Below are 26,233 nucleotides of genomic sequence, written 5' to 3' on the forward strand. Positions count from 1 at the left end.
CGCATCCAGCCCTGACACCCATGATTGAAGATCATCAGCGGTTAACTCATCAGGCATGACCACAGCCTACAGATCACAAAGCCTGGCTGTAGTACCAGGCGGGGACCCAGGAGCGTGTCGGCACCGTCGCGGCCAGCTCGGACCACTCGCCGTCCCGGGCCAGGTCCAGCCGCCCGTCCAGCTCGGTCAGGCGAGTGGTCAGGTTGCCCATGCGGCCGAGCCCCGGCGGATCGGCTTGGGTCTGCCGCGCCGTCCAGTTCGGCGCGCGCGTTCGGGTTCCAGTCGCCGACCACCAGGACCGGCGCCGGGTGAAGAGCACCTGTAAGCCGACTACCGCCAGGGCCAGGGGTGACCCGGCTATCGCGTAGACACCTGCCAACCCGGCCAGCACCAGAAGGACGGTCCACTTTGCCTACGTTTGCACCCGCGTAGCCAACGAGCGCCGCGGGACCGCTGTTGCCGCCACCACCGCGAGGAGCCCACGGCGATCAGGGGCGCCCCGTCGGGGGATGAGCAGCCTGGCCGCGCTGCGCCTACCAGCTCAGCAGCGCGATTTCGACATCGTCGACGTCATCCGGCAGGGTCAGGCGCTCCTCGAACTTGCCCAGCGACGTCCGTCGCAAGGGTGTGGATGCCTGTTCTGATGCGCTCGGGGGTCATTCCCGGAACGGTCAGGAGATGGTCGATGACGTCGGCGCGTAGTGCCGTGAACACGGCGTAGGCGAGGTACTCGGCGTCGATGTCGGGGGCGGTCGCGGCGAGTCGGCGGGTCAGCTCCGCGATCCAGAAGCGGCTGGCGTCGTTGGCGTAGTAGGCGTCTGGTCCGAGGTACTCGAAGGCCCGGATGAGGGCCCGGTTGCGCCATACGAAGTCGAGCAGCGCCTCGACGTAGGTTGCCAGCGCTTCGGCTGGCGGCGCCCCAGGCCCGAGGGGTGGGGGACCGCTCTCAACCGCTGCGCGCAGTTGCGCGGCGCGGGGCTCGAGGATTTCCTGGATGAGGCCCGAGCGGTCGCGGAAGTGCCGGAAGATCGCCGCCTTGCTGACACCCGCCGCGTGCGCGATGTCCTGCACCGAGACGGTCGAGATGTCTTCTCGCGCGAACAGGGACGTGGCCGCGGCGAGGATCGCCGCGCGGTTTCTCGTCGCGTCCGCGCGGGCTTTCTTGGTCGGCGGCATGATCGTCTCCATTTGAAAATCGAACCGGCGGTTCGTATGCTACCGAAGCCGAAACAAACCGCCGGTTCGCTAGTCCGAAGCAGCCTCGATCCCGAAAGACTCCGATGCCAGACAGCTATCAAGCAGTTGCGTTCTCCCGATATGGGGATGCGGAGGTCCTTGACCTCCTCGAACTCGCCGTGCCGGAGCCAGGACGCGGGCAAGTACGCATCGGCGTCCGCGCCGCCGCCGTGAACCCGATCGATTGGAAGATCCGCTCCGGCGCGCTGGCCGACGTGATGCCCGTCGAACTGCCACACGTACCCGGCATCGACGTGGCCGGCGTGATCGAGGCCGTCGGCGAGGACACGCAGGGATTCGCCGTCGGCGACGAGGTGCTGGGCAAAGCGCTCGCCGGAAGCTACGGCGAGAAAGCGCTGGCCCGGGTGGACCGGATCGCCGCCAAGCCGACAGGGCTCGCCTGGGAGCTTGCGGCCGCACTACCCGTCGCCGCGACAACCGCTCACCACGCGCTCGACATGCTCAACCTCACCCCCGGCGAGACGCTGGTCATCGACGGCGCATCAGGCGGGGTCGGAACGCTCGCGGTGCAACTGGCCAGGCGGCGGGGCGCCACCGTGATCGGGACGGCCAGTGACACCAACCACGACTACCTACGGTCGCTCGGAGCCACACCGGTCCGCTACGGCACCAACCTCGGCGAACGCATCGCCGCGACAGCTCCCGGAGGCATCGATGCCGTCCTGGACACCGCCGGCCACGGCTCGCTGCCCGAACTGATCAGCCTGGCCGGCGCCCCCGATCGCGTCGTAACGCTCGCCGACTTCTCGGCCGGGCAGCTCGGCGCCCGGTTCATCGCGGAGGAGCCCGGCGACATGCCGGCGATCCTCGCCGAGGTCGCGGGGCTCGCAGCCGCCGGCGCGATCACGGTCCCGCTCACCTCCTACCGCCTCGCCGACTCCGCGGCCGCCCACCGCGCCAGCGAAACCGGCCACGTCCGCGGCAAGCTCGTGCTCATTCCTGACTGATACTTGCTTCTGAGGCCAAGGTGTTGCCACCGGCTCATGCCGCTTGGCACGATTCTTACCCGGCACCCCGCCGGACACCGCGCCGCGCCTGACATCCGGGGCGCTGTTGGGACGCGGTCGGGCGGCTTGCGGTCGCGTGGGTGCTCGCAGGGGGGCCTGTGTGTCGAGACATCGCCACGGGACTTCTCAGCCCCCGGGCCGCCGCGACCGCCTGCTTTCCCGCGCCTGCTTCGCTCACGGCGAGCGGCCCATCAGGAGGGAAACGTGGTGATGGGCTACTCGTGTCACGTCCGGCCGGTTGTCTTCTGGTGATCAACGGTGTCCTCCGGGCACGCGTTGCCTTGGCTACCGAGCGTACCGCCGGCACCTCCGACGAGCCCGGCGCCAACGTGAGTGTGTCGCCGGTCAAGCGGGTGGAAGCGGTGGGCGAGGCCGCGTTCACGCAGGAGAAGAGCGGCAGACCATGTTCGGCTCGCCGGCCCGGATCACGCTGTGGACTCAGGTGAGCAACCTCGTGGTCGAGGTCGAGGTGACAGGCAGGAGTCGCCAGGTGACCCCGGAGGTGCGCCGGCGTACCGTGGTGGCCGTACGGCAGGCGGTGCGGCGCCTGCCTGGCGGTTGACCGTGCGGCCTGCGTCTAGAGTTGCTGCGAGATGGCGTCGGGGGTGTCAGGAACCGGGTCGAGTTCGATCGCGCGGGCTTCGTGGTAAGTGATCAGCTCCAGCTCGTGGAGGATGGCCGCTGACTTGTTCAGGTGGTCACGGTCACCCGTCGCCCGGCCGAGCCCCCACAAATGCTCTGCCTCCCAATAGGTGCCGGACAAGCCGCGCTGCCGATCCAGCCGGAGGGCCTCCTGGAAGCAGGTCACCGCCTCATCTGCCTGCCCGTTCAGTCTGTGTGCCTCACCAAGGTTGCCCAGCGCCATCACCTCGGTGACCCTGGCATTCGACTCTTTTGCCAGAGACAGCGCCTTTCGGTGAGCGGCGATCGCCTCGTCGTAACGTTCGAGTCGTTGATGGGTCAGTCCGATGCCGGTCAGGCACGACGCCTCGTGCCGGGCATGGCCCAATCGGTGCCAGATTGCGCTCGCCTGTTCCAGGGCAACAAGCGACTCCTCGTGGCGCCCCAACGAACGAAGAGCCGCACCGCGTCCGTTCAGGGCCAAGGCTTGGCCGGTGTCGTAGCCGATCGGTGTCCAGGCATCGAGAGCATGGTCGAAGGACGCCAGAGCCTCTGCGGGCTTTCCCAACGCGTGCGATGCCCAACCGAGATCATTGTTGCCGAGCCCCGCCTGGCGGAGATCACCGGTGGAACGCGCCGCCTCCAGAGCGAGATGTCCCAGGGCCAGTTGCTCGCGCCATCGCGCCCGCTGTTCCAACGGCGTGTTCAAGCATGCGGACAGGTAGGCCGCGATCGCCGGATCAGCACTCGTCACGGCCTGACGGGCGATGGCAACAAGATTATCGATCTCGGCATCGAGCCATGCGTTGACCACCTCAACGGACTCCAGCGGCACCCCGGAATGGGTGAGCACCTCGGGTACGAAGTCGATCCGCCAGGCGATCAGCGGCTCTACCGACAACGCCGCGCGTCGTGCCGTGGCGAGATGACAATGGAAAGCTCGTCGGACGGCGAGGGCGCGGGCCTTCTCGCTCTCCTGCTTCATCGCGAGCTCCTTGGCGAACAACCGCAGGAGGTCGTGCATGCGATACCGCCCGGGAACATCGGACACCACGAGCTGGCTCTCCAGCAAATGATCGAGAAGCGCGGCCGTGCGCCGCTCAGGTAGCTCCGCGAGCGCTGCGGCGACGGGAACGCCGGTATCCGGCCCGTCTAGAAGGCCGAGCAACCGGAACAGCCGGGCCGCCGGTCCATCACCCAGGTCCTCGTAGCTGACCATGAAACTGGCGCGTACCGCCTGGTCGTCGATCTCGAGCTCGGCCAGCCGCCGCTGCTCGCCGGCGAGCCTGTCGGCGAGGGCGCGAACTGACATGTCCGGTCGCCCGAGCAGCCGTGCTGCGACAATGGACAGCGCCAGCGGTAGTTCGCCGCATAGTGGTATGACCTCGGCCGCCGCCTGGGCTTCGCGGTCGAGCCGGTCAGCGCCGAGGAACCGGGTGAGAAGTGCGCCGGCCTCGTCTCGCGTCAGCCCCTGGAGCTGAGAATGGCTCGCGGCGTCGATCGAGCTCAGCATCCGCCGGCTGGTGATGAGCACGCCGCACGTCCCGCTGCCGGGCAGCAGATGGCGTACCTGCTCGGCGCTCGCCGCATTATCCAAAAGGATCAGCAGGCGCTTCCCATGTGTCAGCGAGCGAAAGGTGGCGACGGTCTCCTCCGGCTCGGCCAGGATCGCCGGGGTGGCAACCCCCAACGAGCGCAGGAATCGGCCGAGCACCTCCGGGGTGGGCAGGGGATCCGTACCTGGAGTGGATGTGGCTCGGCTACGAGGCCAACGGCTGCACGGTCACGCTCGACGACCTCGCCCCGTTGATGTCCGGGGAACGGCTGCCCGCGCTGCGTCACCTTGGTCTGGAGAGAAGCTCGTTTCAGGACGACATCGCCGAAGCGGTCGCGGTCGCGCCGATCGTGGCGCGGTTGGAGTCGCTGAGCCTGGCCCTGGGCCAACTCACTGACCGGGGCGCGGAGGCGTTGCTGCTCGGGCAGCCCCTCACCCACCTCAAGCGGCTCTACCTGTGCGACGACCCCGAGCGTGACGGCTTCTTCACCGACCGATATGCGAGGGCATGGTTTCTCCCCAGGAAGGGACAGGTCCTCGCGTCCCCCAAGCGACTCGACCTGGGCGCCGCCCCTCACAGGGACCACTTCGGGAGTGTCCACTGTGTCGACCACCACGTCTTCAGTGACGCCATGACGGAACGGCTGCGCGTCACGCTGCCGAACGTCGAGTTCTCATTCTGCCTTTACGGCGCGAGGTAGGGGATATACGTGTACCGCTTAGCGGTTCAGTCGACGATCATGAGAGGTCCGCGGCATCGACATCGATGAGCTGATCGCGGCAATGCTGGCCAGGTATTGCGATCGACCCCGTCCCATCTCCGCAGCAGGGTCCGGTCGTCTCGGCCCAGGCGGCGGCGCTCGCTTCGGCTGCGAAGAAGTTGACGTCGCCGCTGCACATATACCGCGCCCGCACTGGCCGAGTCGTATGGTGCGCAGTCGGCTTCGCGCCCGGCGAACACCACCGCGGTGGCCGGTTCCCTCGACTGTCAGAAGTCTTTTCCTGACCCCAGAGTCGACGCGCGACCCCACCCAAACCGTCTGCTAACAGGCACTTAGAGATCGGGATGGCGGACAACGATGCTGATCGTGACCATTGAGAGCCTGCCGGGTTATGAGATCCAGGCGGTCTACGACCACGTGACCGGGCTGGTCGCGGGCGCCCCCAATACCATCCAGGACTGGTCGAACGTACTCAGCGAACTCGGCCGCCCGCCCGACATACCCGGCGAGCTCGACTTGATCAGGCACCAGGCGACCGGACTGATGGTCCACAAGGCTCGGCAACTGGGCGCCAACGCGATCATCGGAATGCGTTACGAGAGCGTCCACGCGGGCGTCCAGGGATGGGCGGGCATCTGCGCGTACGGCACGGCGGTGTGGGCGCAGCCGGTGAGCCTCTGGGCCCGGCAGCAGTACGGCAAGATGGCCGAAGCCGGGAGGGTTCCGCCACTGTCGTGACGCCCTTTCGGCTGACCACCGATGTGATCCCTCCGGGGGAGATGAGATCCGGCCCATCAGGGGCGGGCGGAGCGAGCGCGCGGATGATCGGAGAGCTGGGCAGACCTGGCCCGGATGAATCGAATCGATAGCGATTCGAAAGCCGGCCCTTCTAGAAGCCGGTCCGGGACCGTCCTGGAGCGGTCACCACGGCCTCAGACGACGATCCCCGGCGTACGGGCGATCCGGATCCGGCACGGCGTGTCCTCACTGAGCCGCACCGCCTCCAGCGGCACCGTGACCTCCGGCGTGCGGTACCGGCCGCCGGAGAACGCCGCCGCCAGGCGGGCCCGGACGGACGCGGCCGGGATCTGGCCGTCGATCGCGCTGGTGCCGTCACGCCCGATCTCCGCCACGCACGCGCCCGGCTGCGTGGCCAGCGCCAGACCGGCGACCGTCGCCCCGGCCAGGGCCGACACGTCGCGTCTGGTCCAGCCGTAGTGCCACATGCCGGCCGCCACCACGGGCGCGGCCGGGCAGGCGGGCTCGGTGATCACCACGTCGAGCCCCTGGAGCAGGGCGGTGGCGATCTGCTCGGCGCCCCGCAGGGCCACGGGCGTGATCCGCAGCCCGGGCAGCTCCGGCAGCGGGCCGCCGAGGGTGTAGATCAGCTTGATGCCGGTGATGAAAGGACCCGGATCGCTGTCGTGCCATCCACAGGCGACGACGCCGACCGACGGGGCGGAGCCCAGCGTGCCGATCCGCAGCATATCCACATGACTACCCTCCGCGCCCCCCGATCACACACCGTCAACGTCGTCCGGGACGGATCCGCGCTGGTCAGCGCAGGCTCCTGGCGTCGAGGGCGCGCAGCACCCGGGAGACCACCTGGGGGTCGGCCCGCGGGTCGCGGCGGGCGTCCAGCACGGCCTGTCGGGCGGCCGACATCATCTCCTCCTGCACCCGCCGGACCAGCCGCGCCCGCTGCGCCCGCTGCTCGAACGCCTCGCGCCGCTCGTCGTCGGCGGCCTCGGGACTGATCCGCAGCCCGAGGTCCATCATGCGCCTGCCCAGCAGCTCGACGACGTCCTCGGGCAGGTCCTCGGCCTCGTCGATCTCCCGCAGCCGCCGCTTGGCCGCGTGGGCGGCCCGGACGGCCAGGCGCTTCTCCAGGTCGCGTTCGGCCGCCGTGTCGGCCTTGACGCCGAGCCGCGTCACCAGCCACGGCAGCGACAGCCCCTGCACCACCAGCGTCACCAGGATGACCGCGAACGCGATGAACACGATCACCGGCCGCTGCGGGAACGGCTGACCGTCGTGGGTCCGCAGCGGGATGGCCAGCGCCAGCGCCACCGACGCCACGCCGCGCATGCCGGCCCACCACATCACGACGGTCTCGCGCCAGCTCATCGGCACCTCGGTGTCCTCGCGCCGCCCCTTCTTGGCCACCCACGCCGCCGGCAGCAGCCACAGCAGCCGCACGCCCACGACGACGACCACCACGGCGGCGCTCCACCACAGCACCTCCCCGAACCGCCCGTGGACCGTGCCGAACACGGTGTGCAGCTCCAGCCCGATCAGCCCGAACGCGATCCCCGTCACCAGCGTGTCCACCACCTGCCAGAACGTCGCCGAGGCGAAGCGGCCGAACACGTCGTCGGCGTCCGACATGCGGTCGCTGAGGTAGAAGGCGGTGGTCAGCACGGCCAGCACGCCCGACCCGCCCAGCTCGTCGGCCACCGCGTAGCTCACGAACGGCACCACCAGCGACAACCCCACCTGCAACGTCGCGTCGCCCAGCAGCGCCATCAGCCGCCCGGCCGCCCAGCCCAGCGCGAACCCCGCCGCCACGGCCACCACCGCCGACAGCACGAACTCGCCCAGCGCGCCCGGCCAGGAGAACACGCCGGTGACGACCGCCGCGACCGCCACGTGGTAGAGCACGATCGCGGTCACGTCGTTGAACAGGCCCTCGCCCTCCAGCAGCGACACCATGCGCCGCGGCAGGCCCAGCCGCCCGGCCACCGCCGTGGCCGCCACCGGATCGGGCGGCGCGACCAGCGCGCCCAGCGCCGCCGCCGCCGCCAGCGGCAGGCCGGGGACGAGCGCGTGCGCCGTGGCCGCCACGGCCGCCGTCGTCACGAACACGAGTGCCACCGCGAGCAGGAAGATCGGCTGCCAGTTCGCCGCGAACTGCCGCCACGACGTACGCCGCACCGCCGCGTACAACAACGGCGGCAGCAGCAACGGCAGCACGATGCCCGGCGGGATGTCCACGTTCGGCACGAACGGCAGCACCGCCATGACGATGCCCAGCAGCGTCATCAGCACCGGCGCGGGCAGCCCCAGCCGCTCACCCAGCGGAACCGTGATCAGCGCGCCCAGCAGCACCAGCATGAGCAGCACGAACTGGTCCACGACGCCCCCCGGTGATCGTCGTCACCCAACGTATGCGGGGCCGCCTCAGCGGTCGAGGACGTGCAGGGTGTGCGGGCTCGTGCCCAGCGCCACCGGCTCGGCGGCCGTGCAGGCCACCACGTCGGCCACCCGGGCGCCGAACAGGTCGGGCACGTAGATGGCAGGTTCCAGGCAGAACGTCATCCCCGGGGCGAACACCGCCTCCTCGCCCGCCCGCGGCCCCTCGTCGTGCCCCAGGCCCACCCCGCGGCCCACGTGCAGGGAGGCGAAGCGGCCGTACCCGCTGGCGTCGATGACCTCGTTCACCGTCCTGGCCAGCTCCGCGAACGGGACCGACGGCCGCAGCGCCGACAGGGCCGCGCGGTGGGCGGCCAGCACCACCGAGTACATCGCCTCGTAGTCCTCCGGCGGCTCGGCCACCGCGAACACCCGGCCGACCTCGGCGCAGTAGCCGTCCCAGCGCCCGCACAGCGACACCAGCAGCGCGTCACCCGGATTGATCACCCGCCCGCCCGGGACGTGCGCGGGCCGCGCGGTGTGCTCGCCCGCCGACACGCGCAGCGAGATCACCTCCTCGCAGCCCGACTCCAGCGCCAGCAGCCGCAGCCGGCGCGCCATCGCCCGCTCGGTCGCGCCGAACCAGGCCAGCTCGCCCGCCTGTGCGAGCACCGACTCCGCCGCCGCGACCGCCCGGCCGAGCGCCGCCAGTTCGGCGGGGTCCTTGCGCAGCCGCAGCGGCGCCAGCACCGCGGAGGCGGGCACCAGCTCGGCGGCGATCGCCAGCCGGAACAGCTCGCCCGCCCGCATCTCCGGGTCCACCCCCACCCGGCGCGCGGAGGCGGGCACCAGCCCCGCCGGATCGCGGGTCTCGACGATCGCGTCGGCCGTCACCACGAGGAACACGCCCTCCCCGGCGCCGCCGTCCGGCCAGGCGCGGGAGGCGCTGAGGAACCGGAAGTCCGGCGACGGCCGCAGCACCAGCACGTCGATGCCCTCCGCGGCCATCGCCCGCCGCACGGCCGCCACCCGCGCGGCGTGGCCCCGGCTCACGCCGGCTCGTGCAGCCAGCAGGCGACCGGACCGAAGTCCGGCTCCTTCTCGCGGCACACCTCCATCACCAGCGGGCAACGCGGGTTGAACCGGCAGCCGCCCGGCGGGTTCGCCGGGTCCGGCACGTCCCCGGCCAGCTCGGCGGGCAGCACGCCCATCCCGTCCGGCTTGGGGATGGCCCCCAGCAACGCCCTGGTGTACGGGTGCTTCGGGTCGTCCCACACCTCGGCCGTCGCGCCCACCTCGACGATCTTGCCGAGGTACATGACGGCGATCCGGTCGGCGATCAGCCGCACCACCGACAGGTCGTGGCTGATGAACAGCAGCCCGGCCCCCGAGTCCACCGCGAGGTCGCGCATCAGCCGGGCCACCTGCGCCTGCGCGGAGGCGTCCAGCGCCGAGATCGGCTCGTCGCCGATGAGCAGCCGCGGCCGGGCCGCCAGCGCCCTGGCGATCGCGATGCGCTGCCGCTGGCCGCCGGAGAACTCGTGCGGATGCCGCCCCGCGAAGGCGCGCGGCAGGCCCACCCGTTCCAGCAGGTCGGCCGGGTCGGTGGCGGTGTCGTTCGCGGTGCGCAGGCCGTCGGCGATCTGGTCGCCCACCCGGCGCCGCGGGTTCAGCGACGCGTACGGGTCCTGGAACACCATCTGGATGTCGGTCAGCTTCCTGCGCCGCAGGCCGAGCGGCGTGACCTGCTGCCCCTCGAACGCGATCGACCCGTGCGTGACCGGGTTCAGCCCGCAGACCGCCCGCGCCAGGGTGGACTTGCCGCACCCCGACTCGCCGACCAGGCCCACGACCTCGCCCGCCCGTACGGACAGGCTCGCCCCGGCCACCGCCCGCACGACCGGACGCCCGGGGGAGCGGTGCTCGACGACCAGGTCCTCGATGTCCAGCATCAGCCCTCCACGTCCGAAGCAGAATCAGGAAGCGAGTCCAGCAGCGCGCGCGTGTAGGGGTGCTCGGGGTCGCGCAGCACCCGCCCGCGCGGCCCGGTCTCCACGACCAGGCCGTCCTTCATCACGCTCACCTCGTCCGCGACCGCCGACATCACGCCCAGGTCGTGCGTGACCAGCAGCACGGCCAGGCCCAGCTCGTCGCAGAGCCCGCGCAGCAGCCGCAGCACGCCCGCCTGCACGGTCACGTCCAGCGCCGTCGTCGGCTCGTCGGCGATCAGCACCTTCGGCGAGCAGGCCAGCGCGACGGCGATCGCGATGCGCTGCCGCATGCCGCCGGAGAACTGGTGCGGGAAACGCCCGTACGCCTCCTCGGCGCCCGGGATGCGCACCTTGCCCAGCAGCTCGACCGCCCGCGCCTTCGCCTCGGCCTTGCCCAGGCCGAGGTGGTGCCGCATGTGCTCGGTGAGCTGCCGGCCGATCGTGAGCATCGGGTGCAGGCTGGTCGCCGGGTCCTGGAACACCATGGCGACCTCGCCGCCGCGCACCTGGTTGAGCTCCTTGGGCGGCAGCGTGAGCAGGTCCCGCTCGCCGAGCCCGATCCGGCCCGAGACCCGCGCGCCGTGCGGCAGCAGCCCCAGGACGGCCAGGCCCGTCATCGTCTTGCCCGACCCGCTCTCGCCGGCCAGGCCGTGCACGCGCCCGGCGGCCAGCTTCAGGTCGACGCCGCGCAGGATCTCCTTGCCGCCGATCGACACCTTCAGGTCGGTGATGTCCAGCGTCACAACGCACGCTCCTTGATCGCGCGGGCCGTCCGCGGGTCGAGCGCGTCCCGCAGCGTGTCGCCGAGGAAGTTGAACGCCAGCACCACGGTCAGGATCGCCAGGCCCGGGAACGTCGCCACCCACCAGCTGTCGAACACCTCGACGCCGGAGGCCACCATCGCGCCCCACTCGGGCGAGGGCGGCTTGGCCCCCAGGCCCAGGAACGACAGGCCGGACAGCAGCAGCAGCGCCGTGCCGATGTCGAGCGTGGCCAGCACCAGGATCGGGCCGGTCACGTTCGGCAGCACGTCCACCCGCAGCGAACGCCACACCGAGAAGCCCAGCAGCCGCCCGCTCAGCACGAACTCCCGCTCGCGCACGCCCAGCACCAGCCCGCGGGTGACGCGGGCGTAGGCGGGCCAGGCCACCACCAGCACGGCCAGCACCGCGTTGCCCAGGCTCGCGCCCAGCGCCGCGGCCACCACCATGGCCAGGATCACGGTCGGGAACGCGAACACCAGATCCGCGATCCGCATGATCGTCTCGCCGACCCACTTGCCGAAGTACCCGGCGCACGCCCCCAGCAGGCCGCCGACCAGCACCGACAGCACGACCAGCAGCAACGTCAGCGGGATCGACACCCGCGCGCCGTACATGACGCGGCTCAGGATGTCGCGCCCGAGCTGGTCGGTGCCGAACCAGTGGCCGGGGCCCGGAGGCGCCAGCCGCGGCAGGTCCTGGGCCAGCGGGTCGTGCGGCGCCAGCCACGGCGCGGCCAGCGCGATCACCAGCCAGGCCACGGCCAGGACGGCGCCCGCGACGGCCAGCGGCTGCCGCCACGCCTCGGGCAGCCTGCCCAGCAGCCCCTTGCCTCTCATTGCAGCCTCACTCGGGGATCGATGACGCCGTACAGCACGTCCACGATCAGGTTGATGACCAGGTAGACCACGCCCACGACCAGGCCGACGCCCATCACGGCGGGCAGGTCGAGGCTGGTGGCGCTCTTGTAGGCGTACTGGCCGACACCGGGCCAGGCGAAGATCGCCTCGACCAGGACGGTGCCCGACAGCAGGCTGCCGAAGGCCAGACCGGCCACGGTGATGATCGGCACCAGCGCCGAACGCAGCACGTACCGGAACAGGATCACCCGGCCCGGCAGCCCCTTGGCGCGGGCCGCGCGGACGTAGTCCTGACCCAGCACCTCCAGCACCGCCGAACGGGTGAAGCGGGTCAGCAGGCCGATCGTGTACAGCGCCAGCACCAGCGCCGGCGTGATCAGATGGCCGACGGCCGAGGTGAAGATGTCCCACCGGCCCGCCAGCAGCGCGTCGATCGTCTGCAGCCCGGTCACCGCCGGCGCCGAGCCGAGCGCCGCGTCCACGCGCCCGCTGCCCGGCGTGATCTGCAGCCGGAAGAAGAACACGTAGAACGCCACCAGCGCCAGCCAGAACGTCGGCACCGAGATGCCGATCAGGCTGACCAGCCGCAGCACGTGGTCGGACAGCCGGTCCCGGCGCAGCGCGGCGATCACGCCGAAGGCCACGCCCAGCACCAGCGAGATCAGGATCGCCGCGCCCGCCAGCTCCAGCGTCGCCGGGACGAACTCGGCCAGGTCCTGGCTGACCGGACGGTGGCTCTGCTGGCTGGTGCCCAGGTCGCCCTGGACCAGGCCCTGCAGATAGAGCCCGTACTGCTGCCACAGCGGCTTGTCCAGGCCGTGCTCGGACCGCCACTGCGCCACGATGGCCGGGTCGCCCAGCGCCCGCTGGCCCAGGTTGGCGGCCACGGGGTCGCCGGGCACCAGGTTGGTCAGCAGGAACGTGACGAGCGTGATGCCCCAGGCCAGCAGCACGGCGATGAGGATGCGCCGGACGAGGAAGCGCGCCAGCGGAGGCACTCCCCGCCGCCGCGGCGCCGCCGTGGCGGCCGTCCCTGCCGGAGAGCCGCCCGGGGAGCCGGCGCCGGGGCGCGGCGGCGAGCCCGCCGCGCCCTGGTTGTCGGACACCTGCCGGTCTCCTTACTTCGTGCCGAGGTCGGCGACGTCCACGGTCCAGACCGGGTGGTACTCCAGGCCCGTCACGGACGCGGCCGACACGATGTTCTGGCTCGGCTGGATCAGCGGCACGAACGGACCGGAGGCGTTGAGCTTGGTCTGCAGGTCGGCGTAGGCCGTCTTGCGCGGCTCGTCGCCGATCGCGGTCGCGGCCTTGTCAGCGGCGGCCTCGATCTCCTTGGCCGCGCCTTCCTTCCAGCCGGCCCGCAGGCCCACGGTCTTGCCCGGCGCGAACGCCAGGTAGTCGCTCGGGTCCGGGTAGTCGGGGCCCCAGTACCACAGGCCCATTTCCTCCTTGCCGTTGCGGTAGTTGTCCAGCGCGGTCGTCACCGGCGCGGGCTGGAGGTCCACCGTGATGCCGACCTCCTTGAGGTTGGCCTGGATGCGCTCGGCCAGCGGCTGGAACGACAGGCCGTTGACGGTCAGCTCGCTCGGGAACTCCAGCTTGACGGTCGGGTTCGACACGCCGCTGGCCGCCAGGGCCGCCTTGGCGCCCTCGACGTCCCGCTTGGGGGCCTGCTCCGGCGGCAGCGCGCCGAGCAGCTGCGACGGGATGATGCCCGGCGCCTGCGTCGAGCCCTCGCCGGCCAGCTCCAGCAGGCCCGCGTAGTCCACGCCCTTGCGCACGGCCTCGACGAACTTGGCGTTCGGCGTGGTCTTGCTGACGCCCGAGTCCTGGTTGGCCAGCAGGAAGATGACGTTCGCCGAGGCGGTCTTCTTGACCTGCAGGGTGGAGGGCATGTTGGTGACCTGGTCACCGGACAGGTTCAGCGCCACCTGGCTGTCGCCGCGCTGCACGTTCAGCTTCTGCGTGGCGGCCTCGACGTTGCGGATCACGACCTTGTCGTAGGCCGGCTTGGTGCCGTAGTACTTCGGGTTCGCCTTGAGCGTGACCTGGCTGCTCACGTTGAACGCCTCGATCGTGTACGGCCCGGAGCCCGCCGAGGACGAGTTCAGGTACTGCTCGGCCTTGTCCTGGGCGTCGGCCGTCGCGCCGTGCTCCTTGGCGACCTTGCTGTTGAGGATGCCCAGCGCCGGGTTCGGCAGGATGTAGGGCAGCGCCGGGTTCGGCGCCTTCGACGTCAGCGTGATCGTCGAGTCGTCGGTCTTGGCCACCTCGACGCCGTCCAGCAGGAACGACGGGGTGCCCTTCATGTCGCGCACGCGGTTGAGCGAGAACACCACGTCGTCGGCGGTGATCGGCGAGCCGTCGGCGAAGGTGGGGCCCTTCTTGAGCTTGAGCGTCAGCGTCTTGCCGTCCTCGCTCAGCTCGTAGGACTCGGCCAGCGCCGGGACCGGCTTGGTCACGTCGGCGCCGTCGAAGGTCAGCAGCGTCTCGTAGACGGCCTTGCCGACGATGAGCCCGGTCGGCTCGTAGGTGCGGCCGGGGTCGGCCGTCTTGAGGTCGAACGACGTGTCGATGACGAGCGTCTTCCCACCGCCACCGGAGGCCGCCGGGGTCTGCGAGGTGCCGCCGCTTCCGCAGGCGGCAAGGGCGAGCGCACCGGCGAGCAGCACTGCCGCCGTCTGCGAGCGGGTCGCCATGGGGTCCTCCAAATTGGACGTTCGGGAGAAGGATGTCGAGGATTGTCCGGCAGAACGTCCAGGTCATGTGCGGTCCGTGAGACGGATATAAATGGTCGAGGTGTAATGATGAGTGATATTTCCAGAAATGGTGCCAGCGGCAGCGGTCAGCCTGGACGGATCGGCATCGGTCTCGAACTGGACGACGTCCACATGAAGATCCTTGAGGTCCTGCGCGAGAACGGCAGGATCTCGGTCGCCGCGCTGGCCGAACGGGTGGGCATCTCCCGCGCGAACGCCTACACGCGTTTCGAGGCGCTGCGCGCCGACGGCGCGATCAAGCGCTTCACCGCGGAGATCGACCACGTGCGGGCCGGGCTCGGCATCACCGCGCTGATCTTCGTGACCGTGCGCCAGCAGATGTGGAAGCAGTTCAGGGCCGAACTGGCCCGGATGCCCGAGGTCGAGTACTGCGCGATCACCACCGGCCAGCACGACGCCATGATCCAGGTACGGGTCTCCGACGTGGCCGCCGTGCACAGCATGGTGACCGACCGCCTGGCCAACATCCCGGCGGTCAAGGCCACCGAGACCGTGTTCATCCTGGACGAAGTGCTCAGACGGCCGTACGTGCTGCCGTCCGACCGGGACGCCTCCCGTCCCGTCCGGCGGACGCCGCAGGAGACGCAGGGCGACGTTCCGCTCGGCAAGATGCGGTTCGTCGGAGCCGCCGAGGGACGCGCCGCCCTGCGCAAGGACGGCTGAGACCCGCCCGCCCCCCAGGAGGCGTCAGGAGGACGCGACCTCGGCGCACACGCTGACGTGCAGCGTGTCGTCGCCGTCGAACCGGAACTCCTCCACCAGACGCAGCAGCCCGTCCTCGCCCTGCTCGACGCGGCTGCTGCTCTGGCCGCCGGCCTTGCCGCCGGCCCTGAGCGCGTGCGCGTAGGAGATGGAGACGTCGGCGCCGTCGCGCGTCCCGACGAAGCGGCCGTGGGTCACGGTGTCGCCCGTGTAGCTGCCCCACACCACGCCGTCGGCCTCCCAGTACAGGAACTCCGTCGGGCTGTCGGGGTCCACCGCGCTCGCCGTCGAGCTCACCATCACGAATTTACGGCCGTTGAGATTCACGCCGTCCATAGTCACCGTTTTCCCGGATCATCACCGACCGGCTGGACGTTTGGTCAGAACGGCCGGTCATGATCAACGATCCGTCCAGCGTCGGCCCTGCCCGGGACCGCCGTGCGAGCAGGTTCTCGACCTCCGGCGGCGTACGGTGGCGGCCTCGCGCGCCCGCCCGCGACTTTACCTGCCGGTAGCTGACGCCAGCGTTGCATAGTGTGATAGTCATGTAACACTGTGTATTCGAGAAGGTTTGGGAGATCTTCATGCTGGCGTACACGCTCTCGATCGTGGCGGCCGTGGGCGTGGTGGCGCTCACCGCGCTGGTGTTCCGGCTCACGAAGAAGGGCAGCGACGACGCCGAGCCCGACGGGGTCTCGGCCGGTCATGCGGGGTCCATGTTGTCGGCGCTGTTCCTGCTGGTGTTCGCGATCGCGATCATCGTGCCCTGGACCACCGCCGACGCCGCCCGCCAGAACGCCCAGGCCGAGGGCCAGGCCGCGATCGACGCCTACTGGGCCGCGGCCGACCTGCCCGGCACGGCCCCCCAGACGGTCCGCACCGCGCTGCGCGACTACGTCACCTTCGTGGTCAGGGACGAGTGGCCGCTGATGGCCGAGGGCCGGATGGACCCGGTCGGCGCCGCCAGACTCGACGCCATGCGCAGCCGGGTCAGCGCCGTCGTCACCAAGACCGACGACGACAAGGATGCCCGTGACGCCGTGCTCGAACGCGTCGCCGCGATCGCCGCAGCCCGGTCCCAGCGCTCCATGGACGCCGCCGCCACCCCGCCCCAAGGGCTGCTGTTCCTGACCGTGCTCACCGGCCTGCTGGTCATCGTCTTCCCCTACCTGGCCGGCGCCCGGCCGCGTGGCCTGGCGGTGCTCCCGCTGCTGGCGATGGCCGCGATGCTCGGCTTCGGCACCTACCTGACCTGGGACATCGCCCACGCCTTCGCCGGGCCGCTGGCGGTCGGGCCGCAGGCGTTCCAGGGCGCGCTGCAGGAGTTCTCCCGCATCGCCGGGGGAATGTGACCGTGGGCGCCAGGCGCGCGCCGCTGCTGCTGGCCGCCGCTCTGCTCGCCGCCGGCGCGGCCGGCCCGGCGGCGGCCGACCTGCAACCCCCGGCCCCCGGCACCGTGCACGCACGTCCGCCGCACGTCCCGGAGCCGGGGATCACGATCCACGGGTCGCCGGTGAGCGACGAGCGTCCCGAGCCGGTGGTGTCGGTGCCGGGCGTGGCGATCTGGGACGATCCGCGACCGGTGGTGTCGGTGCCGGGCGTGCGCATCGGCGACGGTCCGAGGCCACGGGGGTCGGCGTCGACGCGGTCCGGCGGTCCTGCGCCGACGACCGGCGTCTCCGTGCCGCACGTGTCGATCGGCCCCGACTCGGTGTGTGTGTCCGGGCCGGGCGGCGGTGTGGAGGTGGGCGACTGCCATGTGCGCCCGTCCCCGCCGCCGCCGTCCCCGAAGCCGCCCCCGCCGCCGTCCCCTTCGCCGCCGCCTCGGTCGTCGCGGCCGGTGCCGCCTTCCACGCCGCGTCCGGTGCCTCGGCACACCCCTCGGCCGGTACGCATGGTGCCGGTGCCCTCCCCGAAGGTGACGCCGACGCCCACGCCGACCCCGAGGGTCGCGGCGCGCAGGCGGATCGCGCAGATCCAGGCTGTGCCGCGACGCAAGAACCCGCTCGGCACGGTCCTGATCATGGTGGTCCTCGTCACGGCGATCGCCTCCACGACCGCGGTCGCGTTCAGGGTGCGCTGACCGGTCACGCCGGGCGTCGTCGCCGGGGTGCGAGACTGGCGGGCGTGAGCGAGCGCGACGAGGAGTTGCTGACCGGCGGCGGCGTCAACCTGGTGGTGCGGGTGGGCGCCACCGTGCGCCGCCCGACCGGTCCCTGGACACCGGCCGTGCACGCGCTGCTCGGCCACCTGGCCGCCCGCGGCTTCACGGGCGCGCCGGCCGGGCACGGGATCGACGCCCAGGGCCGGGAGGTGGTCGACTTCGTCCCCGGCGAGGTGCCCAATGATCCGTTGCCCGGCTACGCCCGGTCCGACGCGGCACTCGGCGCCGTCGCCCGGCTGCTGCGCGGCTACCACGACGCCACCGAGGACTTCCCGCTCGACGGCGCGGCCACCTGGTACTTCCCGCCGCGCGAACCCGCCGAGGTGATCTGCCACGGTGACGTCGCGCCGTACAACTGCGTGTTCCGCGACGGGCGGCCGGTGACCCTGATCGACTTCGACACCGCCCATCCGGGGCCGCGCCTGTGGGACGTGGCCTACGCCGCCTACCGCTTCGTCCCGCTGGGCGACCCGCGGCACGAAGGGGCCGGTCCGGTGGCTGAGCAGGCGCGCCGGCTGCGGCTGTTCGCCGACGCCTACGGCCTGGCCGAGGGCGACCGTCCGGCGCTGCCCGCCGTCGCCGCCGAACGGCTGGACCACCTCGTCCGGCACATGCGCGAACGGGCGGCGGCGGGCGACCGGGCCTTCGCCGCGCACCTCGCCCGCGGCGACGACGTCCTGTACGGCGTGGACCGCGAGCACGTCCTGCGCCACCGCGCCCTGTTCGCCGAAGCGCTCACGGAGCCGCGTCCCCGGTAGGCGCCGGCTCCCGGGCCGGGGTGGGAAGAGCGGGGCGTCGCGCGGGGTTGCAGTCGATCGTGGAGACGACCGAGGTTGTGGTGATCGGCGCCGGGCAGGCGGGTCTGTCCAGTGCGTACTTCCTGCGGCGGTTCGGGATCGAGACGCTGGTGCTCGACGCGGCGCAGGGGCCCGGGGGAGCGTGGCGGCACCGGTCGCCGTCGCTGACCATGGGCAAGGTGCACGGCGTCTTCGACCTGCCCGGCGCGCCGGGCGGCCTGGAGGCGGCCGGTGACCGGCCCGCGGCGGAGGTCGTCCCGGAGTACTACGGCGACTACGAGCGGCGGGTGGGGCTGGAGGTCCTGCGGCCGGTCAAGGTGACGGCCGTACGGGAGGGTGAGGGCGGGCGGCTGGTCGTGGCGGCGGACGCGGGGGAGTGGGCGGCCGGGGCCGTGGTCAACGCGACCGGCACCTGGACCCGGCCGTACTGGCCGTACTACCCGGGGGCCGCGGGCTTCCTGGGCGAGCAGCTGCACTACGCGGGCTATCGCGGGCCGGAGGCGTTCGCGGGCCGGCGGGTGGTCGTGGTCGGGGGCGGGGCCTCGGCGATGCACGTGCTGTCGGAGGTGGCCGACGTCGCGGCGCAGACCGTCTGGGTCACCCGCCGCCCGCCGGTCTTCAGGGACGGCGACTTCGGCGAGGACGCCCGCCGGGAGGCCGTCGCCCTGGTGGAGGCGCGGGTACGGGCCGGGTTGCCGCCGCAGAGCGTGGTCGGCGTCACCGGGCTCGGCTACAGCGTCGTCGTGCGCCAGGCGCTGGCCAAGGGGGCGCTGGAGCGGCTGCCGATGTTCGGCCGCCTCACCCCGTACGGCGTGGAGTGGGCGGACGGGCGGCAGCAGGCGGCGGACGTCGTCGTGTGGGCCACCGGCTTCCGGTCGGCGCTCGACCACCTCGCGCCGCTGCGCCTGCGGGAGCCGGGCGGCGGCGTCAAGGTGGACGGGACGCGGGTCGTCAGGGAGCCGCGGCTGCAGCTCGTCGGCTACGGGCCGTCGGCCAGCACGGTCGGCGCCAACCGCGCCGGCCGCACCGCCGCCCGCAACATTCGCGCGCTGCTGGCCTCCCGCCCCGCCCTCCCGGCGGCCTGAACCTCGCTCCCTCAGGCGCGGGGATCGGTTGGGGGCTGGTCATCGGATGCGTCGGCCCCACCCTCGCTCCCTCTGGCGCGGGGATCAGTTCTCGGCGACGCCGAAGGCGGTCCAGCCGAGGTCGGGGAAGCCCGCCGCCTTGGCGACGGCGGCCGAGGCGGTGTTGCCGACCCCGTGCATGTACGTCGGCACCGCACCCTCGTCCAGCACCCGCCGCGCCGCCTGCGCCACCAGCCGTCTGGCCAGGCCGCGCCCCCGGGCCTCAGGAGCGGTGACCACCGACAGTTCCCGTCCGAAGCGGTCGTGCCGCTTGATGCCCACCCCGGCCAGGTGATCGCCGGTCTCGGGGTCCACGGCCACCAGCACCTCGCCGCCGAACACGCGCAGCCATCCGGGGACGGTGTCGTCCGTCGCGGGGATCCACTGCCCGGCGTCGGGCAGGGGAGCGGGCTCGGTGGTCCACCGGAAGACGGCGTCGAACCAGCCGCGATCCCCATATCCGATCAGCGCGGGGATCTCCCGGAGCGTGCGTACGGCGCTCACCCGGGCGACGTGCTCGGGCGGCACCGACAACACCGCCCCCTCCGGGGTGCCGACGCCGAGGGCGGGGTGCACGCGGCCGTCCCAGGCGGGCAGCGTACGCAGCGGCGAGCCTGTGACGTCGAGGTTTCCCGTGGGGGGCCAGGCCCCGAGCCATTCGCGCAGATGATCGGTAAGAGCCACGGATCTACTATAGGAAGTAGGAAAAATACCGATTGAGATAGGGGTCTGGTTACTCCCGCGAAGGGGCTCGACACGGCGTGTTACATTCGGCTAGCGTCCTGACATAAGGATCTATATCCGGTCAGGAGGGCCCGACATGGCTGTTCCCGGTTACACGGAGATCCGGGAACTCGGTCACGGAGGGACCGGCCGCGTCATGCTCGCCGTCCGCGACTCCGACGGCTTACCGGTCGCGATCAAGCACCTGTCTGAGACCCTGCGCGAGGACGGCGAGTTCGCCGCCCGCTTCCGCGCCGAGGCCCGGGTCATCGGCGAGATCGACAGCCCCCACACCGCCCGCCTGCTGGACTACGTCGAGGCCGGGGGCGCGTCCGCCATCGTGATGGAGCTGGTCGACGGCGTCACGCTGCGCCGCCTGATCGCCGGGGAGGGCGGCACCGGCGTGGAGGCCGCGCTCACCGTGCTGAAGGGGGCGCTGCTCGGCCTGGCCGAGGCGCACCGGCGCGGGGTGGTGCACCGCGACTTCAAGCCCGAGAACGTCATCGTCACCACGAACGGCGACAGCAAGCTGGTCGACTTCGGCGTGGCGGCCCGCTTCGGCGAGACAGGCGCCCTGGCCGGCACCCCCGCCTACATGGCCCCCGAGCAGTGGGACGACGCCCCGGCCGGCCCGGCCACCGACGTGTACGCCGCCACCCTGGTCTGCTACGAATGCCTCACCGGCCGCCGCCCGTTCACCGCCGCGAACCTGGCCGCCCTGGCCTTCCAGCACCAGCACATGCCGCCCCCGCTGGAGAAGGTGGACGGACGGCTGCGCGGGCTGATCGAGCACGGCCTGGCCAAGGACCCCGCCGACCGGCCGGCCTCGGCCGAGGCGTTCCTGGCCGAGCTGGAGGAGGTGGCGCACGGGACGTACGGTGCGGGGTGGGAGCTGCGCGGGCGGTCGGGGCTGGCCGTGCTGGCGATGCCGTTCGCCGCGTTGCTCCCGTCGGCCGGGACCGGCGCGGGCGGCATCTTGGAAGGCGGCGTGGACAGCGGTGCGGCGAGCGGGGCCTCTACGGCCACCGGCGTGGTGCGCAGCTCGCTGGGGGCGCCGGCCAAGTCGGCGGTGACCGGCGGGCTGGTGCTGGCGACGGCGGCGGCGGTGGCGTCGACGTTCGTGATCTGGAGCGGGTCGCCCTCGCCCTCGACCGACAGCGGCACCGCGCTGCCGCCCGTGTCCACGGGGACCGCCTCGATGACGGCGCCCGTCTCGCCGGAGCCGGTGACCCCGGTGACGCCCGTGCCCAGCGGGTCCGGGACGGTCTCGCCGCCGGTGATCGTCACCGCCGGGCCCAGCGGGCAGCCGACCGGGCCGCCCGCCACGGCGGGGCCCGCGTCGTCCGCGCCGGCTTCGTCCGCGCCTGCTACGCCTCCCGCCTCGGCGACCGCCGGTGACCGGCCGCCGGGTCCGTCCGGCAGGCCGACCGGCAGGCGGACGGAGACCGGGTCGCCGCCCACGCGCTCGGCGCCGCCGTCCACCCGGCCGCCCGTCACCCGTCAGCCCGCCGGTGACCCGGCCTCGACCCGTCCGCCCGCCACCGGCGGCCCCGCCACGAGCGCCCCCGCGCCCAGGCCGGCCGCCACGAGCGCGCCCGCTCCCGAGCCGCCTCCCGCCAAGACCCACAAGCCGCTCCTGTCCGTCTCGGTCGGGTTGTCGCTCGGCGGCTCCCTGCTCGGCGGTGGCGGAGGCGGGCTGCTGGACGCCGACCTCGACGTCGGGCTCGGGTCCAGCCTGCTCGGCATGCTCGTGGTGCCCGGATCGGCGCTGGTCGGAGGGCGTATGGCGGTCAGACGCATACGAAAATCCCGTAGTCAGGAAAAGTCATAAGTTGCGGGGAAGGATGCTTGATCCCCTACTATCAGCGTCGGATAGAGGGCGTCCCGGAGTCTGATTAGCTCCTGACCGGAACCTGCCCTGCGGCTCAGGCTAAGGAGGACAGTGGCGGTCGCCTCCCCCGCCGTGGGTCACGTCGCGCGGGCCACGGTCGCCGTCCTGACCGGGCTGGTCCTGATGGCGGGCAACGCCTCAGCGGGGCTCGCGGCCCCCAAGCCCTCCGTGAAGCAGCTCAAGAAGGAGCTGGCCGCGATGAGCAAGGAGTCGGACCGGCTGATCGAGGAGTACTACAACGGCCGCCGCGCCCAGCAGCAGGCCGAGAAGACGGAGAAGGCCGCGCGCGAGCGGCTGGCCGCCGCCCAGGAGGTCTACGACCGGGAGTCGCTCCAGCTCAGGACGCTGGCCGTGGCCCAGTACATCGGCGGCGAACCCAACCAGGTCGCCCTGTTCACCGCCAGCGAGGACCCGGACGGGTTGTTGCGCCGCCTGGCGCTCAGCCGTCACCTCATCGACGTCCAGGACGCCCGTCTGCGCGGCTACGCCCAGGTCAGGGACGAGCGCCGCAAGGCCGAGGAGGAGGCCGCGGCCCGCTCCGAGGAGCTCGGGACGGCGGTGGCCGACCTGGAACGGCGCAAGGAGAAGGCCGAGAAGCTGATCGAGCGGATCAGGGACCGGATCGACGAGCTGTACACGGCGCCGGGGGTGCGACGTCCGGACGGTACGTGGGTGCCGCAGCTCCCGGACGGCTCCGAGAACATCACGCCGCGCATGCGCCTGGTCAAGACGTTGATCAAGGAACGGTTCGCGGTGCCGATGGGGATCGGCTGCTACCGGACGATCCAGGACGGCGGCGAGCACCCCCTCGGCCGGGCCTGCGACTTCATGCTCAGCCACGGAGGCGCGATGCCCTCGCCGGCCGAGGTCAAGCGCGGCTACGAGATCGCGAACTGGGCGATCAAGAACTCCCGGCGCCTGGGCATCATGTACATCATCTACCGGCAGCGCATCTGGCACTCCAGGACCGGCACCTGGCGCACGATGTCCAACCGCGGCGGCACGACAGCCAACCACTTCGACCACCCGCACATCTCGGTGTATTGATCCGCGGGGGCCGGGGGCTCGGCCCACTGATTCTCCGAGGGTGGCTGGGCGCTCGGGTCTACTGATTCTGGGGGCCGGCTGGGTGCTCGGCGCGGACTCGGCCGCGGGGCTTGAGCCGGATGGAGGGGAGCGCCGGGGCGGGGAGCGGGTCGCCGTCGAAGCCCTCGACCGAGCCGAAGCCCTCGCCCTCCATCCACTCCTCGCGGAAGGCGGCGATCTCCTCGTGGGAGCGTCCCACGAAGTTCCACCACATGACGATCTCCTCGCCGAACGGCTCGCCGCCGATCAGCAGCACCCGTCCGCGCCCGGACAGCCGCAGCGTGCCGGGGCCCGGCGGCAGGTAGCGCAGCGCGCCCGGCACGGCCTGCTCGACCTCGCCGTCGAGCAGCAGCAGCCCGTGCTCGAAGCCGGGGTCGAGGGGCACCTCGCCCGTGCCGTCCACCGCGATCTCGGCGCTCACCAGGGGGCTGTGGGCGGTGGCGGGCGAGGTCACGCCGCCGAGCTCGCCCATGATCACAGTGGCCTCGAAGCCGGGGCCGGACAGCACGGGCAGGGTGGCGTGGTGCTCGAAGGCGGGGGCCGTCCGACGGTGGGCGTCGGGCAGGGCCACCCAGAGCTGCACGCCGTGCAGGGTCGTGCCCGGCGACTCCTCCGAGTGCGAGATGCCGCGCCCGGCCGTCATCAGGTTGAGCCGGCCGGGGCGCACCCGGCGCAGGCTGCCCACGCTGTCGCGGTGGAGCACCTCGCCCGCGACCAGCCAGGTCACCGTCTGCAGGCCGGTGTGCGGGTGGGGCGGCACGCGCATCAGCGCCGGTTCGGGGCCGTAGGCATCGACGAAGCACCAGGCGCCGATCATCCGGCGGTGCACGCCGGGCAGCGTCCTGCTGACCCGCATCGCGCGGGGGCCGCCCAGGGGCACCTCGCGCCCGGTCAGCACCTCGCCGCGGCCGTCGGCTTCGGCGGCGCAGCGGAGTTCCTGGGGGTCGCGTTCCATGTTGCTCACCCCATGACTGTAGGGGGCCGTACAACCCCCTACGCGTCCCGGACCGTTACCCCAGGGTCTCCCACCAGCCGTCAACGGCCTGGACGGCGGTCACGTCGACGCCCTCGCCCGGCCGGGGCACCACGATCTCGACGTCTCGTGCCTTCGCCTCCCGCCACAGCCGGTCGACCGGCTCGGCCCACGGGTGCAGCGCCAGCGTGAACGTCGCCCAGTGGACCGGCAGCAGCAGCGAGCCGCCCAGGTCGAGGTGGGCGTTGACCGCCTCCTCCGGGTTCATGTGGATGTCGGGCCAGGCCGGGCTGTAGGCGCCGATCGGCATCAGCGTCAGGTCGAACGGCCCGTGAGCGGCGCCGATGCCCCGGTAGCCCTGGAAGTATCCGGAGTCGCCGGCGTAGAACACCCGCTTGTTCGCCCCGGCCACCACCCACGAGCCCCACAGGGTGTCGTTCCTGGTGAAGGTGCGTCCGGAGAAGTGCCGGGCGGCGGTGGCGACGAAGCGCAGGCCCGCCACCTCGGCCTCCTCGTCCCAGTCGAGCTCGATGATCCGGTACAGCGGCACGCCCCACCGCTCAAGGTGCGCCCCGATGCCCAGCGGGACCAGGAACGGCGCCTTCTGGGTGCGCGTGAGCGAGCGTACGGTGGCCATGTCCAGGTGGTCGTAGTGGTCGTGCGAGATCGCGATCGCATCTACCTGCGGCAGCTCGCCGAGGTCGACCGGCAGCGGGTGGTGCCGCTTGGGGCCGACGAGCTGGGAGGGGGAGACCCGGTTGCTCCACACCGGGTCGAACAGCACCCGCTTGCCCTCGATCTCCACCAGCGTGGAGGCGTGGCCGTACCAGACCGCGCGCAGGCCGTCGGCGGGCGGCGGGCCGGACGGGGGCAGGCGCAGCGGGATGGGCCCGGCCGGATGCCGCTGCTCCTTGTTCCTGCCCAGCTCGGCGAGCAGCCCCACGGGCGGCGTGGTCATCAAGGTGGTCGGCTCGGGCATGGGGTTGACGAAGGTGTCGCCCCTGAACTGCGGCGAGCGCCGCATCCTGCCCGCCCGGTCCGGCCCTGACGTCAAAGGCCGCACACCCAGCTCGGCCGGTATCCCGCGCAACGCCCATCCGGCCGCGGCGGCCACCGCGCCGCCCGCGAGGATCCGCCGTGCGGTCCGCATTCCTGCCATTGCCCACGCTCCCCTGGAGATGATGTCCATCCCGCCCAACCGGACGGGATTCCCCGGTGTTCCCGTTCTACGATATATCGCGATAGTTCAAACCGTCTTGATCGCTCCGCCGTCGATGACGTAGTCGGCGCCGTTCACGCTTCCGGCGTGCGGCGAGGCCAGGTACGTCACCAAGGTGGCGACTTCTTCCGGTTCGACGAACCTACCGGTCGTCATTCCGGTGACCGACGGCAGCCCCGCGAGCAACTGCTCGTGCTCCATGCCGAGCGAGGCGGCCAGGGCGGCGCCGTACCCGTCGGGGGCCTCCCACAGGGCGGTGCGCGCGGCGCCGGGGGAGACGGTGGCGACGCGCACCCCCTGCGGGCCGAACTCCTCGGCCAGGGCCTTGCCGAACGCCGTCAGCGCGGATTTGGCGACGGTGTAGACCATCGGCCCCATGTGCGGCGCGCGGGCGCCGTTGGAAGAGATGTTGATCACAGTGCCGCGCCGGCGCAGCAGGCTGGGCATCGCGGCCCTGGTGGCCCGCACGGCGCTGAGGAAGTTCAGGTCGTAGGCCTGGCGCCAGGCGTCGTCGTCGAAGCCGAGGAAGCCGCCGAGCTGCCCCTGGCCGCTGTCGCCGCCGCCCACGTTGTTGACCAGGAGGTCGATCTCGTCGAGCTCGGCCAGCGCCCGTTCGACCAGCTCGGCCGGGCCCGCCGCGGTGGACAGGTCGGCGGTCACGACGGTCGCGCCGGTGCGCTCCAGCTCGGGGGAGATCGTGCGGGCCGCGGCCACGACCCGCATGCCCTCGGCGCTCAGCGCCTCGACGATCGCCAGCCCCAGCCCCCTGCTCGCCCCGGTGACGACGGCGGTCTTGCCGGTGAGTCGCATGTCCATGAGAAACGCCTTTCTTGCATCAGCGGTGATGCGATGACTCTAGAACTTGCAA

At 72.0% G+C, this 26,233-nt stretch carries 27 protein-coding genes and 1 pseudogene; 11 read left to right on the forward strand and 17 right to left on the reverse strand.

Annotation, left to right across the window (positions count from 1 at the left end):
* Positions 1 to 73: 73 nt before the first annotated feature.
* Both ABZ815_RS32380 and ABZ815_RS32385 read right to left on the reverse strand, forming a co-directional pair.
* Entirely contained in the window at positions 74 to 211 is a 138-nt protein-coding gene (locus ABZ815_RS32380) for a hypothetical protein (protein ID WP_357704637.1), read from the reverse strand.
* Between the two features lie 359 nt (positions 212 to 570).
* Positions 571 to 1,188 carry a TetR family transcriptional regulator gene (locus tag ABZ815_RS32385; RefSeq protein ID WP_357704639.1) on the reverse strand — a complete coding sequence of 206 codons (618 nt, stop codon included), beginning with the start codon at positions 1,186 to 1,188 and terminating at the stop codon, positions 571 to 573.
* 92 nt (positions 1,189 to 1,280) lie between these two features.
* Here ABZ815_RS32385 and ABZ815_RS32390 point away from each other — a divergent pair, with 92 nt between their 5' ends.
* A complete protein-coding gene (locus ABZ815_RS32390) occupies positions 1,281 to 2,204 on the forward strand; it encodes an NADP-dependent oxidoreductase (protein WP_357704641.1) in 924 nt (307 codons plus the stop codon).
* 463 nt (positions 2,205 to 2,667) lie between these two features.
* Positions 2,668 to 2,826: a hypothetical protein gene (locus ABZ815_RS32395; protein WP_357704643.1), complete on the forward strand. Its 159-nt coding sequence runs from the start codon at positions 2,668 to 2,670 to the stop codon at positions 2,824 to 2,826.
* A gap of 15 nt (positions 2,827 to 2,841) precedes the next feature.
* Here the strand turns inward: ABZ815_RS32395 and ABZ815_RS32400 are convergent, their stop codons facing one another.
* Positions 2,842 to 4,599: a tetratricopeptide repeat protein gene (locus ABZ815_RS32400; protein ID WP_357704644.1), complete on the reverse strand. Its 1,758-nt coding sequence runs from the start codon at positions 4,597 to 4,599 to the stop codon at positions 2,842 to 2,844.
* Between the two features lie 71 nt (positions 4,600 to 4,670).
* Here ABZ815_RS32400 and ABZ815_RS32405 point away from each other — a divergent pair.
* Positions 4,671 to 4,892: pseudogene (locus ABZ815_RS32405) on the forward strand (leucine-rich repeat domain-containing protein); the annotation flags it as partial.
* Positions 4,893 to 5,519: 627 nt separating this feature from the next.
* On the forward strand, positions 5,520 to 5,900 hold the full coding sequence (locus ABZ815_RS32410; protein ID WP_357704646.1) for a heavy metal-binding domain-containing protein: 381 nt from the start codon (positions 5,520 to 5,522) through the stop codon (positions 5,898 to 5,900).
* A 194-nt stretch (positions 5,901 to 6,094) separates the two neighbouring features.
* Here the strand turns inward: ABZ815_RS32410 and ABZ815_RS32415 are convergent, their stop codons facing one another.
* From ABZ815_RS32415 to ABZ815_RS32455, 9 genes are all read right to left on the reverse strand, one after another.
* Positions 6,095 to 6,649 (reverse strand): acyclic terpene utilization AtuA family protein, encoded by a 555-nt coding sequence (locus ABZ815_RS32415; protein WP_357704940.1) that lies wholly within the window; start codon positions 6,647 to 6,649, stop codon positions 6,095 to 6,097.
* A 70-nt stretch (positions 6,650 to 6,719) separates the two neighbouring features.
* Entirely contained in the window at positions 6,720 to 8,297 is a 1,578-nt protein-coding gene (locus ABZ815_RS32420) for a Na+/H+ antiporter (protein WP_357704648.1), read from the reverse strand.
* A 45-nt stretch (positions 8,298 to 8,342) separates the two neighbouring features.
* Positions 8,343 to 9,347, reverse strand: coding sequence for a M24 family metallopeptidase (locus tag ABZ815_RS32425; RefSeq protein ID WP_357704650.1), 1,005 nt, complete (start codon positions 9,345 to 9,347; stop codon positions 8,343 to 8,345).
* Positions 9,344 to 10,246 carry an ABC transporter ATP-binding protein gene (locus tag ABZ815_RS32430; protein WP_357704652.1) on the reverse strand — a complete coding sequence of 301 codons (903 nt, stop codon included), beginning with the start codon at positions 10,244 to 10,246 and terminating at the stop codon, positions 9,344 to 9,346. The genes ABZ815_RS32425 and ABZ815_RS32430 overlap by 4 nt, the downstream gene beginning before the upstream one ends.
* Positions 10,246 to 11,028 carry an ABC transporter ATP-binding protein gene (locus ABZ815_RS32435; protein ID WP_357704654.1) on the reverse strand — a complete coding sequence of 261 codons (783 nt, stop codon included), beginning with the start codon at positions 11,026 to 11,028 and terminating at the stop codon, positions 10,246 to 10,248. Before ABZ815_RS32435 ends, ABZ815_RS32430 begins: the two co-directional genes overlap by 1 nt.
* Positions 11,025 to 11,885 (reverse strand): ABC transporter permease, encoded by an 861-nt coding sequence (locus ABZ815_RS32440; protein WP_352328927.1) that lies wholly within the window; start codon positions 11,883 to 11,885, stop codon positions 11,025 to 11,027. The genes ABZ815_RS32435 and ABZ815_RS32440 overlap by 4 nt, the downstream gene beginning before the upstream one ends.
* Positions 11,882 to 13,012: an ABC transporter permease gene (locus ABZ815_RS32445; RefSeq protein ID WP_357704656.1), complete on the reverse strand. Its 1,131-nt coding sequence runs from the start codon at positions 13,010 to 13,012 to the stop codon at positions 11,882 to 11,884. The genes ABZ815_RS32440 and ABZ815_RS32445 overlap by 4 nt, the downstream gene beginning before the upstream one ends.
* 12 nt (positions 13,013 to 13,024) lie before the next feature.
* Positions 13,025 to 14,605 (reverse strand): ABC transporter substrate-binding protein, encoded by a 1,581-nt coding sequence (locus ABZ815_RS32450; protein WP_357704658.1) that lies wholly within the window; start codon positions 14,603 to 14,605, stop codon positions 13,025 to 13,027.
* 63 nt (positions 14,606 to 14,668) lie between these two features.
* Positions 14,669 to 14,797, reverse strand: a complete 129-nt coding sequence (locus ABZ815_RS32455) for a hypothetical protein (protein ID WP_357704660.1) — start codon at positions 14,795 to 14,797, stop codon at positions 14,669 to 14,671.
* Here ABZ815_RS32455 and ABZ815_RS32460 point away from each other — a divergent pair, their 5' ends adjacent.
* Positions 14,798 to 15,349, forward strand: coding sequence for an Lrp/AsnC family transcriptional regulator (locus ABZ815_RS32460; protein WP_357704662.1), 552 nt, complete (start codon positions 14,798 to 14,800; stop codon positions 15,347 to 15,349).
* A gap of 24 nt (positions 15,350 to 15,373) precedes the next feature.
* Here ABZ815_RS32460 and ABZ815_RS32465 read toward each other — a convergent pair whose 3' ends face one another.
* Complete coding sequence (locus ABZ815_RS32465; RefSeq protein ID WP_357704664.1) at positions 15,374 to 15,715, reverse strand: hypothetical protein; 342 nt, start codon at positions 15,713 to 15,715, stop codon at positions 15,374 to 15,376.
* Between the two features lie 257 nt (positions 15,716 to 15,972).
* Here ABZ815_RS32465 and ABZ815_RS32470 point away from each other — a divergent pair, with 257 nt between their 5' ends.
* The 4 genes from ABZ815_RS32470 to ABZ815_RS32485 are packed head-to-tail and all read left to right on the forward strand — an operon-like array spanning position 15,973 to position 19,434.
* Positions 15,973 to 16,740 carry a hypothetical protein gene (locus ABZ815_RS32470; RefSeq protein ID WP_357704666.1) on the forward strand — a complete coding sequence of 256 codons (768 nt, stop codon included), beginning with the start codon at positions 15,973 to 15,975 and terminating at the stop codon, positions 16,738 to 16,740.
* A gap of 2 nt (positions 16,741 to 16,742) precedes the next feature.
* Complete coding sequence (locus tag ABZ815_RS32475) at positions 16,743 to 17,471, forward strand: hypothetical protein (RefSeq protein ID WP_357704668.1); 729 nt, start codon at positions 16,743 to 16,745, stop codon at positions 17,469 to 17,471.
* 44 nt (positions 17,472 to 17,515) lie between these two features.
* On the forward strand, positions 17,516 to 18,310 hold the full coding sequence (locus ABZ815_RS32480) for an aminoglycoside phosphotransferase family protein (RefSeq protein WP_357704670.1): 795 nt from the start codon (positions 17,516 to 17,518) through the stop codon (positions 18,308 to 18,310).
* A 59-nt stretch (positions 18,311 to 18,369) separates the two neighbouring features.
* Positions 18,370 to 19,434, forward strand: a complete 1,065-nt coding sequence (locus ABZ815_RS32485; RefSeq protein ID WP_357704672.1) for an FAD-dependent oxidoreductase — start codon at positions 18,370 to 18,372, stop codon at positions 19,432 to 19,434.
* Positions 19,435 to 19,518: 84 nt separating this feature from the next.
* On the opposite strand, the gene ABZ815_RS32490 is transcribed toward ABZ815_RS32485, so the two are convergent.
* A complete protein-coding gene (locus tag ABZ815_RS32490; RefSeq protein WP_357704674.1) occupies positions 19,519 to 20,157 on the reverse strand; it encodes a GNAT family N-acetyltransferase in 639 nt (212 codons plus the stop codon).
* Between the two features lie 136 nt (positions 20,158 to 20,293).
* Between ABZ815_RS32490 and ABZ815_RS32495 the strand changes: the two genes are divergently transcribed.
* A complete protein-coding gene (locus ABZ815_RS32495; protein WP_357704676.1) occupies positions 20,294 to 22,027 on the forward strand; it encodes a protein kinase in 1,734 nt (577 codons plus the stop codon).
* A 111-nt stretch (positions 22,028 to 22,138) separates the two neighbouring features.
* Positions 22,139 to 23,134: a hypothetical protein gene (locus tag ABZ815_RS32500; protein WP_357704678.1), complete on the forward strand. Its 996-nt coding sequence runs from the start codon at positions 22,139 to 22,141 to the stop codon at positions 23,132 to 23,134.
* 58 nt (positions 23,135 to 23,192) lie between these two features.
* On the opposite strand, the gene ABZ815_RS32505 is transcribed toward ABZ815_RS32500, so the two are convergent.
* The 3 genes from ABZ815_RS32505 to ABZ815_RS32515 all read right to left on the reverse strand — a co-directional run bounded on the left by ABZ815_RS32505 (position 23,193) and on the right by ABZ815_RS32515 (position 26,181).
* Positions 23,193 to 24,128 carry a pirin family protein gene (locus ABZ815_RS32505; protein WP_357704943.1) on the reverse strand — a complete coding sequence of 312 codons (936 nt, stop codon included), beginning with the start codon at positions 24,126 to 24,128 and terminating at the stop codon, positions 23,193 to 23,195.
* Positions 24,129 to 24,183: 55 nt separating this feature from the next.
* Positions 24,184 to 25,305, reverse strand: a complete 1,122-nt coding sequence (locus tag ABZ815_RS32510; protein WP_357704680.1) for an MBL fold metallo-hydrolase — start codon at positions 25,303 to 25,305, stop codon at positions 24,184 to 24,186.
* An 87-nt stretch (positions 25,306 to 25,392) separates the two neighbouring features.
* Positions 25,393 to 26,181 (reverse strand): SDR family oxidoreductase, encoded by a 789-nt coding sequence (locus tag ABZ815_RS32515; RefSeq protein WP_357704682.1) that lies wholly within the window; start codon positions 26,179 to 26,181, stop codon positions 25,393 to 25,395.
* Positions 26,182 to 26,233 lie beyond the last annotated feature (52 nt).

This window comes from Nonomuraea sp. NPDC047529 (assembly GCF_040642995.1).
Classification (GTDB): Bacteria; Actinomycetota; Actinomycetes; order Streptosporangiales; family Streptosporangiaceae; genus Nonomuraea.

Coding starts and splice junctions, on each gene's coding strand:
- ABZ815_RS32380 (WP_357704637.1), bottom strand. CDS start 211: ATGGGCAACCTGACCACTCGCCTGACCGAGCTGGACGGGCGGCTGGAC.
- ABZ815_RS32385 (WP_357704639.1), bottom strand. CDS start 1,188: ATGGAGACGATCATGCCGCCGACCAAGAAAGCCCGCGCGGACGCGACG.
- ABZ815_RS32390 (WP_357704641.1), top strand. CDS start 1,281: ATGCCAGACAGCTATCAAGCAGTTGCGTTCTCCCGATATGGGGATGCG.
- ABZ815_RS32395 (WP_357704643.1), top strand. CDS start 2,668: ATGTTCGGCTCGCCGGCCCGGATCACGCTGTGGACTCAGGTGAGCAAC.
- ABZ815_RS32410 (WP_357704646.1), top strand. CDS start 5,520: ATGCTGATCGTGACCATTGAGAGCCTGCCGGGTTATGAGATCCAGGCG.
- ABZ815_RS32415 (WP_357704940.1), bottom strand. CDS start 6,649: ATGCTGCGGATCGGCACGCTGGGCTCCGCCCCGTCGGTCGGCGTCGTC.
- ABZ815_RS32430 (WP_357704652.1), bottom strand. CDS start 10,246: ATGCTGGACATCGAGGACCTGGTCGTCGAGCACCGCTCCCCCGGGCGT.
- ABZ815_RS32440 (WP_352328927.1), bottom strand. CDS start 11,885: ATGAGAGGCAAGGGGCTGCTGGGCAGGCTGCCCGAGGCGTGGCGGCAG.
- ABZ815_RS32450 (WP_357704658.1), bottom strand. CDS start 14,605: ATGGCGACCCGCTCGCAGACGGCGGCAGTGCTGCTCGCCGGTGCGCTC.
- ABZ815_RS32460 (WP_357704662.1), top strand. CDS start 14,798: ATGAAGATCCTTGAGGTCCTGCGCGAGAACGGCAGGATCTCGGTCGCC.
- ABZ815_RS32470 (WP_357704666.1), top strand. CDS start 15,973: ATGCTGGCGTACACGCTCTCGATCGTGGCGGCCGTGGGCGTGGTGGCG.
- ABZ815_RS32495 (WP_357704676.1), top strand. CDS start 20,294: ATGGCTGTTCCCGGTTACACGGAGATCCGGGAACTCGGTCACGGAGGG.
- ABZ815_RS32505 (WP_357704943.1), bottom strand. CDS start 24,128: ATGGAACGCGACCCCCAGGAACTCCGCTGCGCCGCCGAAGCCGACGGC.
- ABZ815_RS32510 (WP_357704680.1), bottom strand. CDS start 25,305: ATGGCAGGAATGCGGACCGCACGGCGGATCCTCGCGGGCGGCGCGGTG.
- ABZ815_RS32515 (WP_357704682.1), bottom strand. CDS start 26,181: ATGGACATGCGACTCACCGGCAAGACCGCCGTCGTCACCGGGGCGAGC.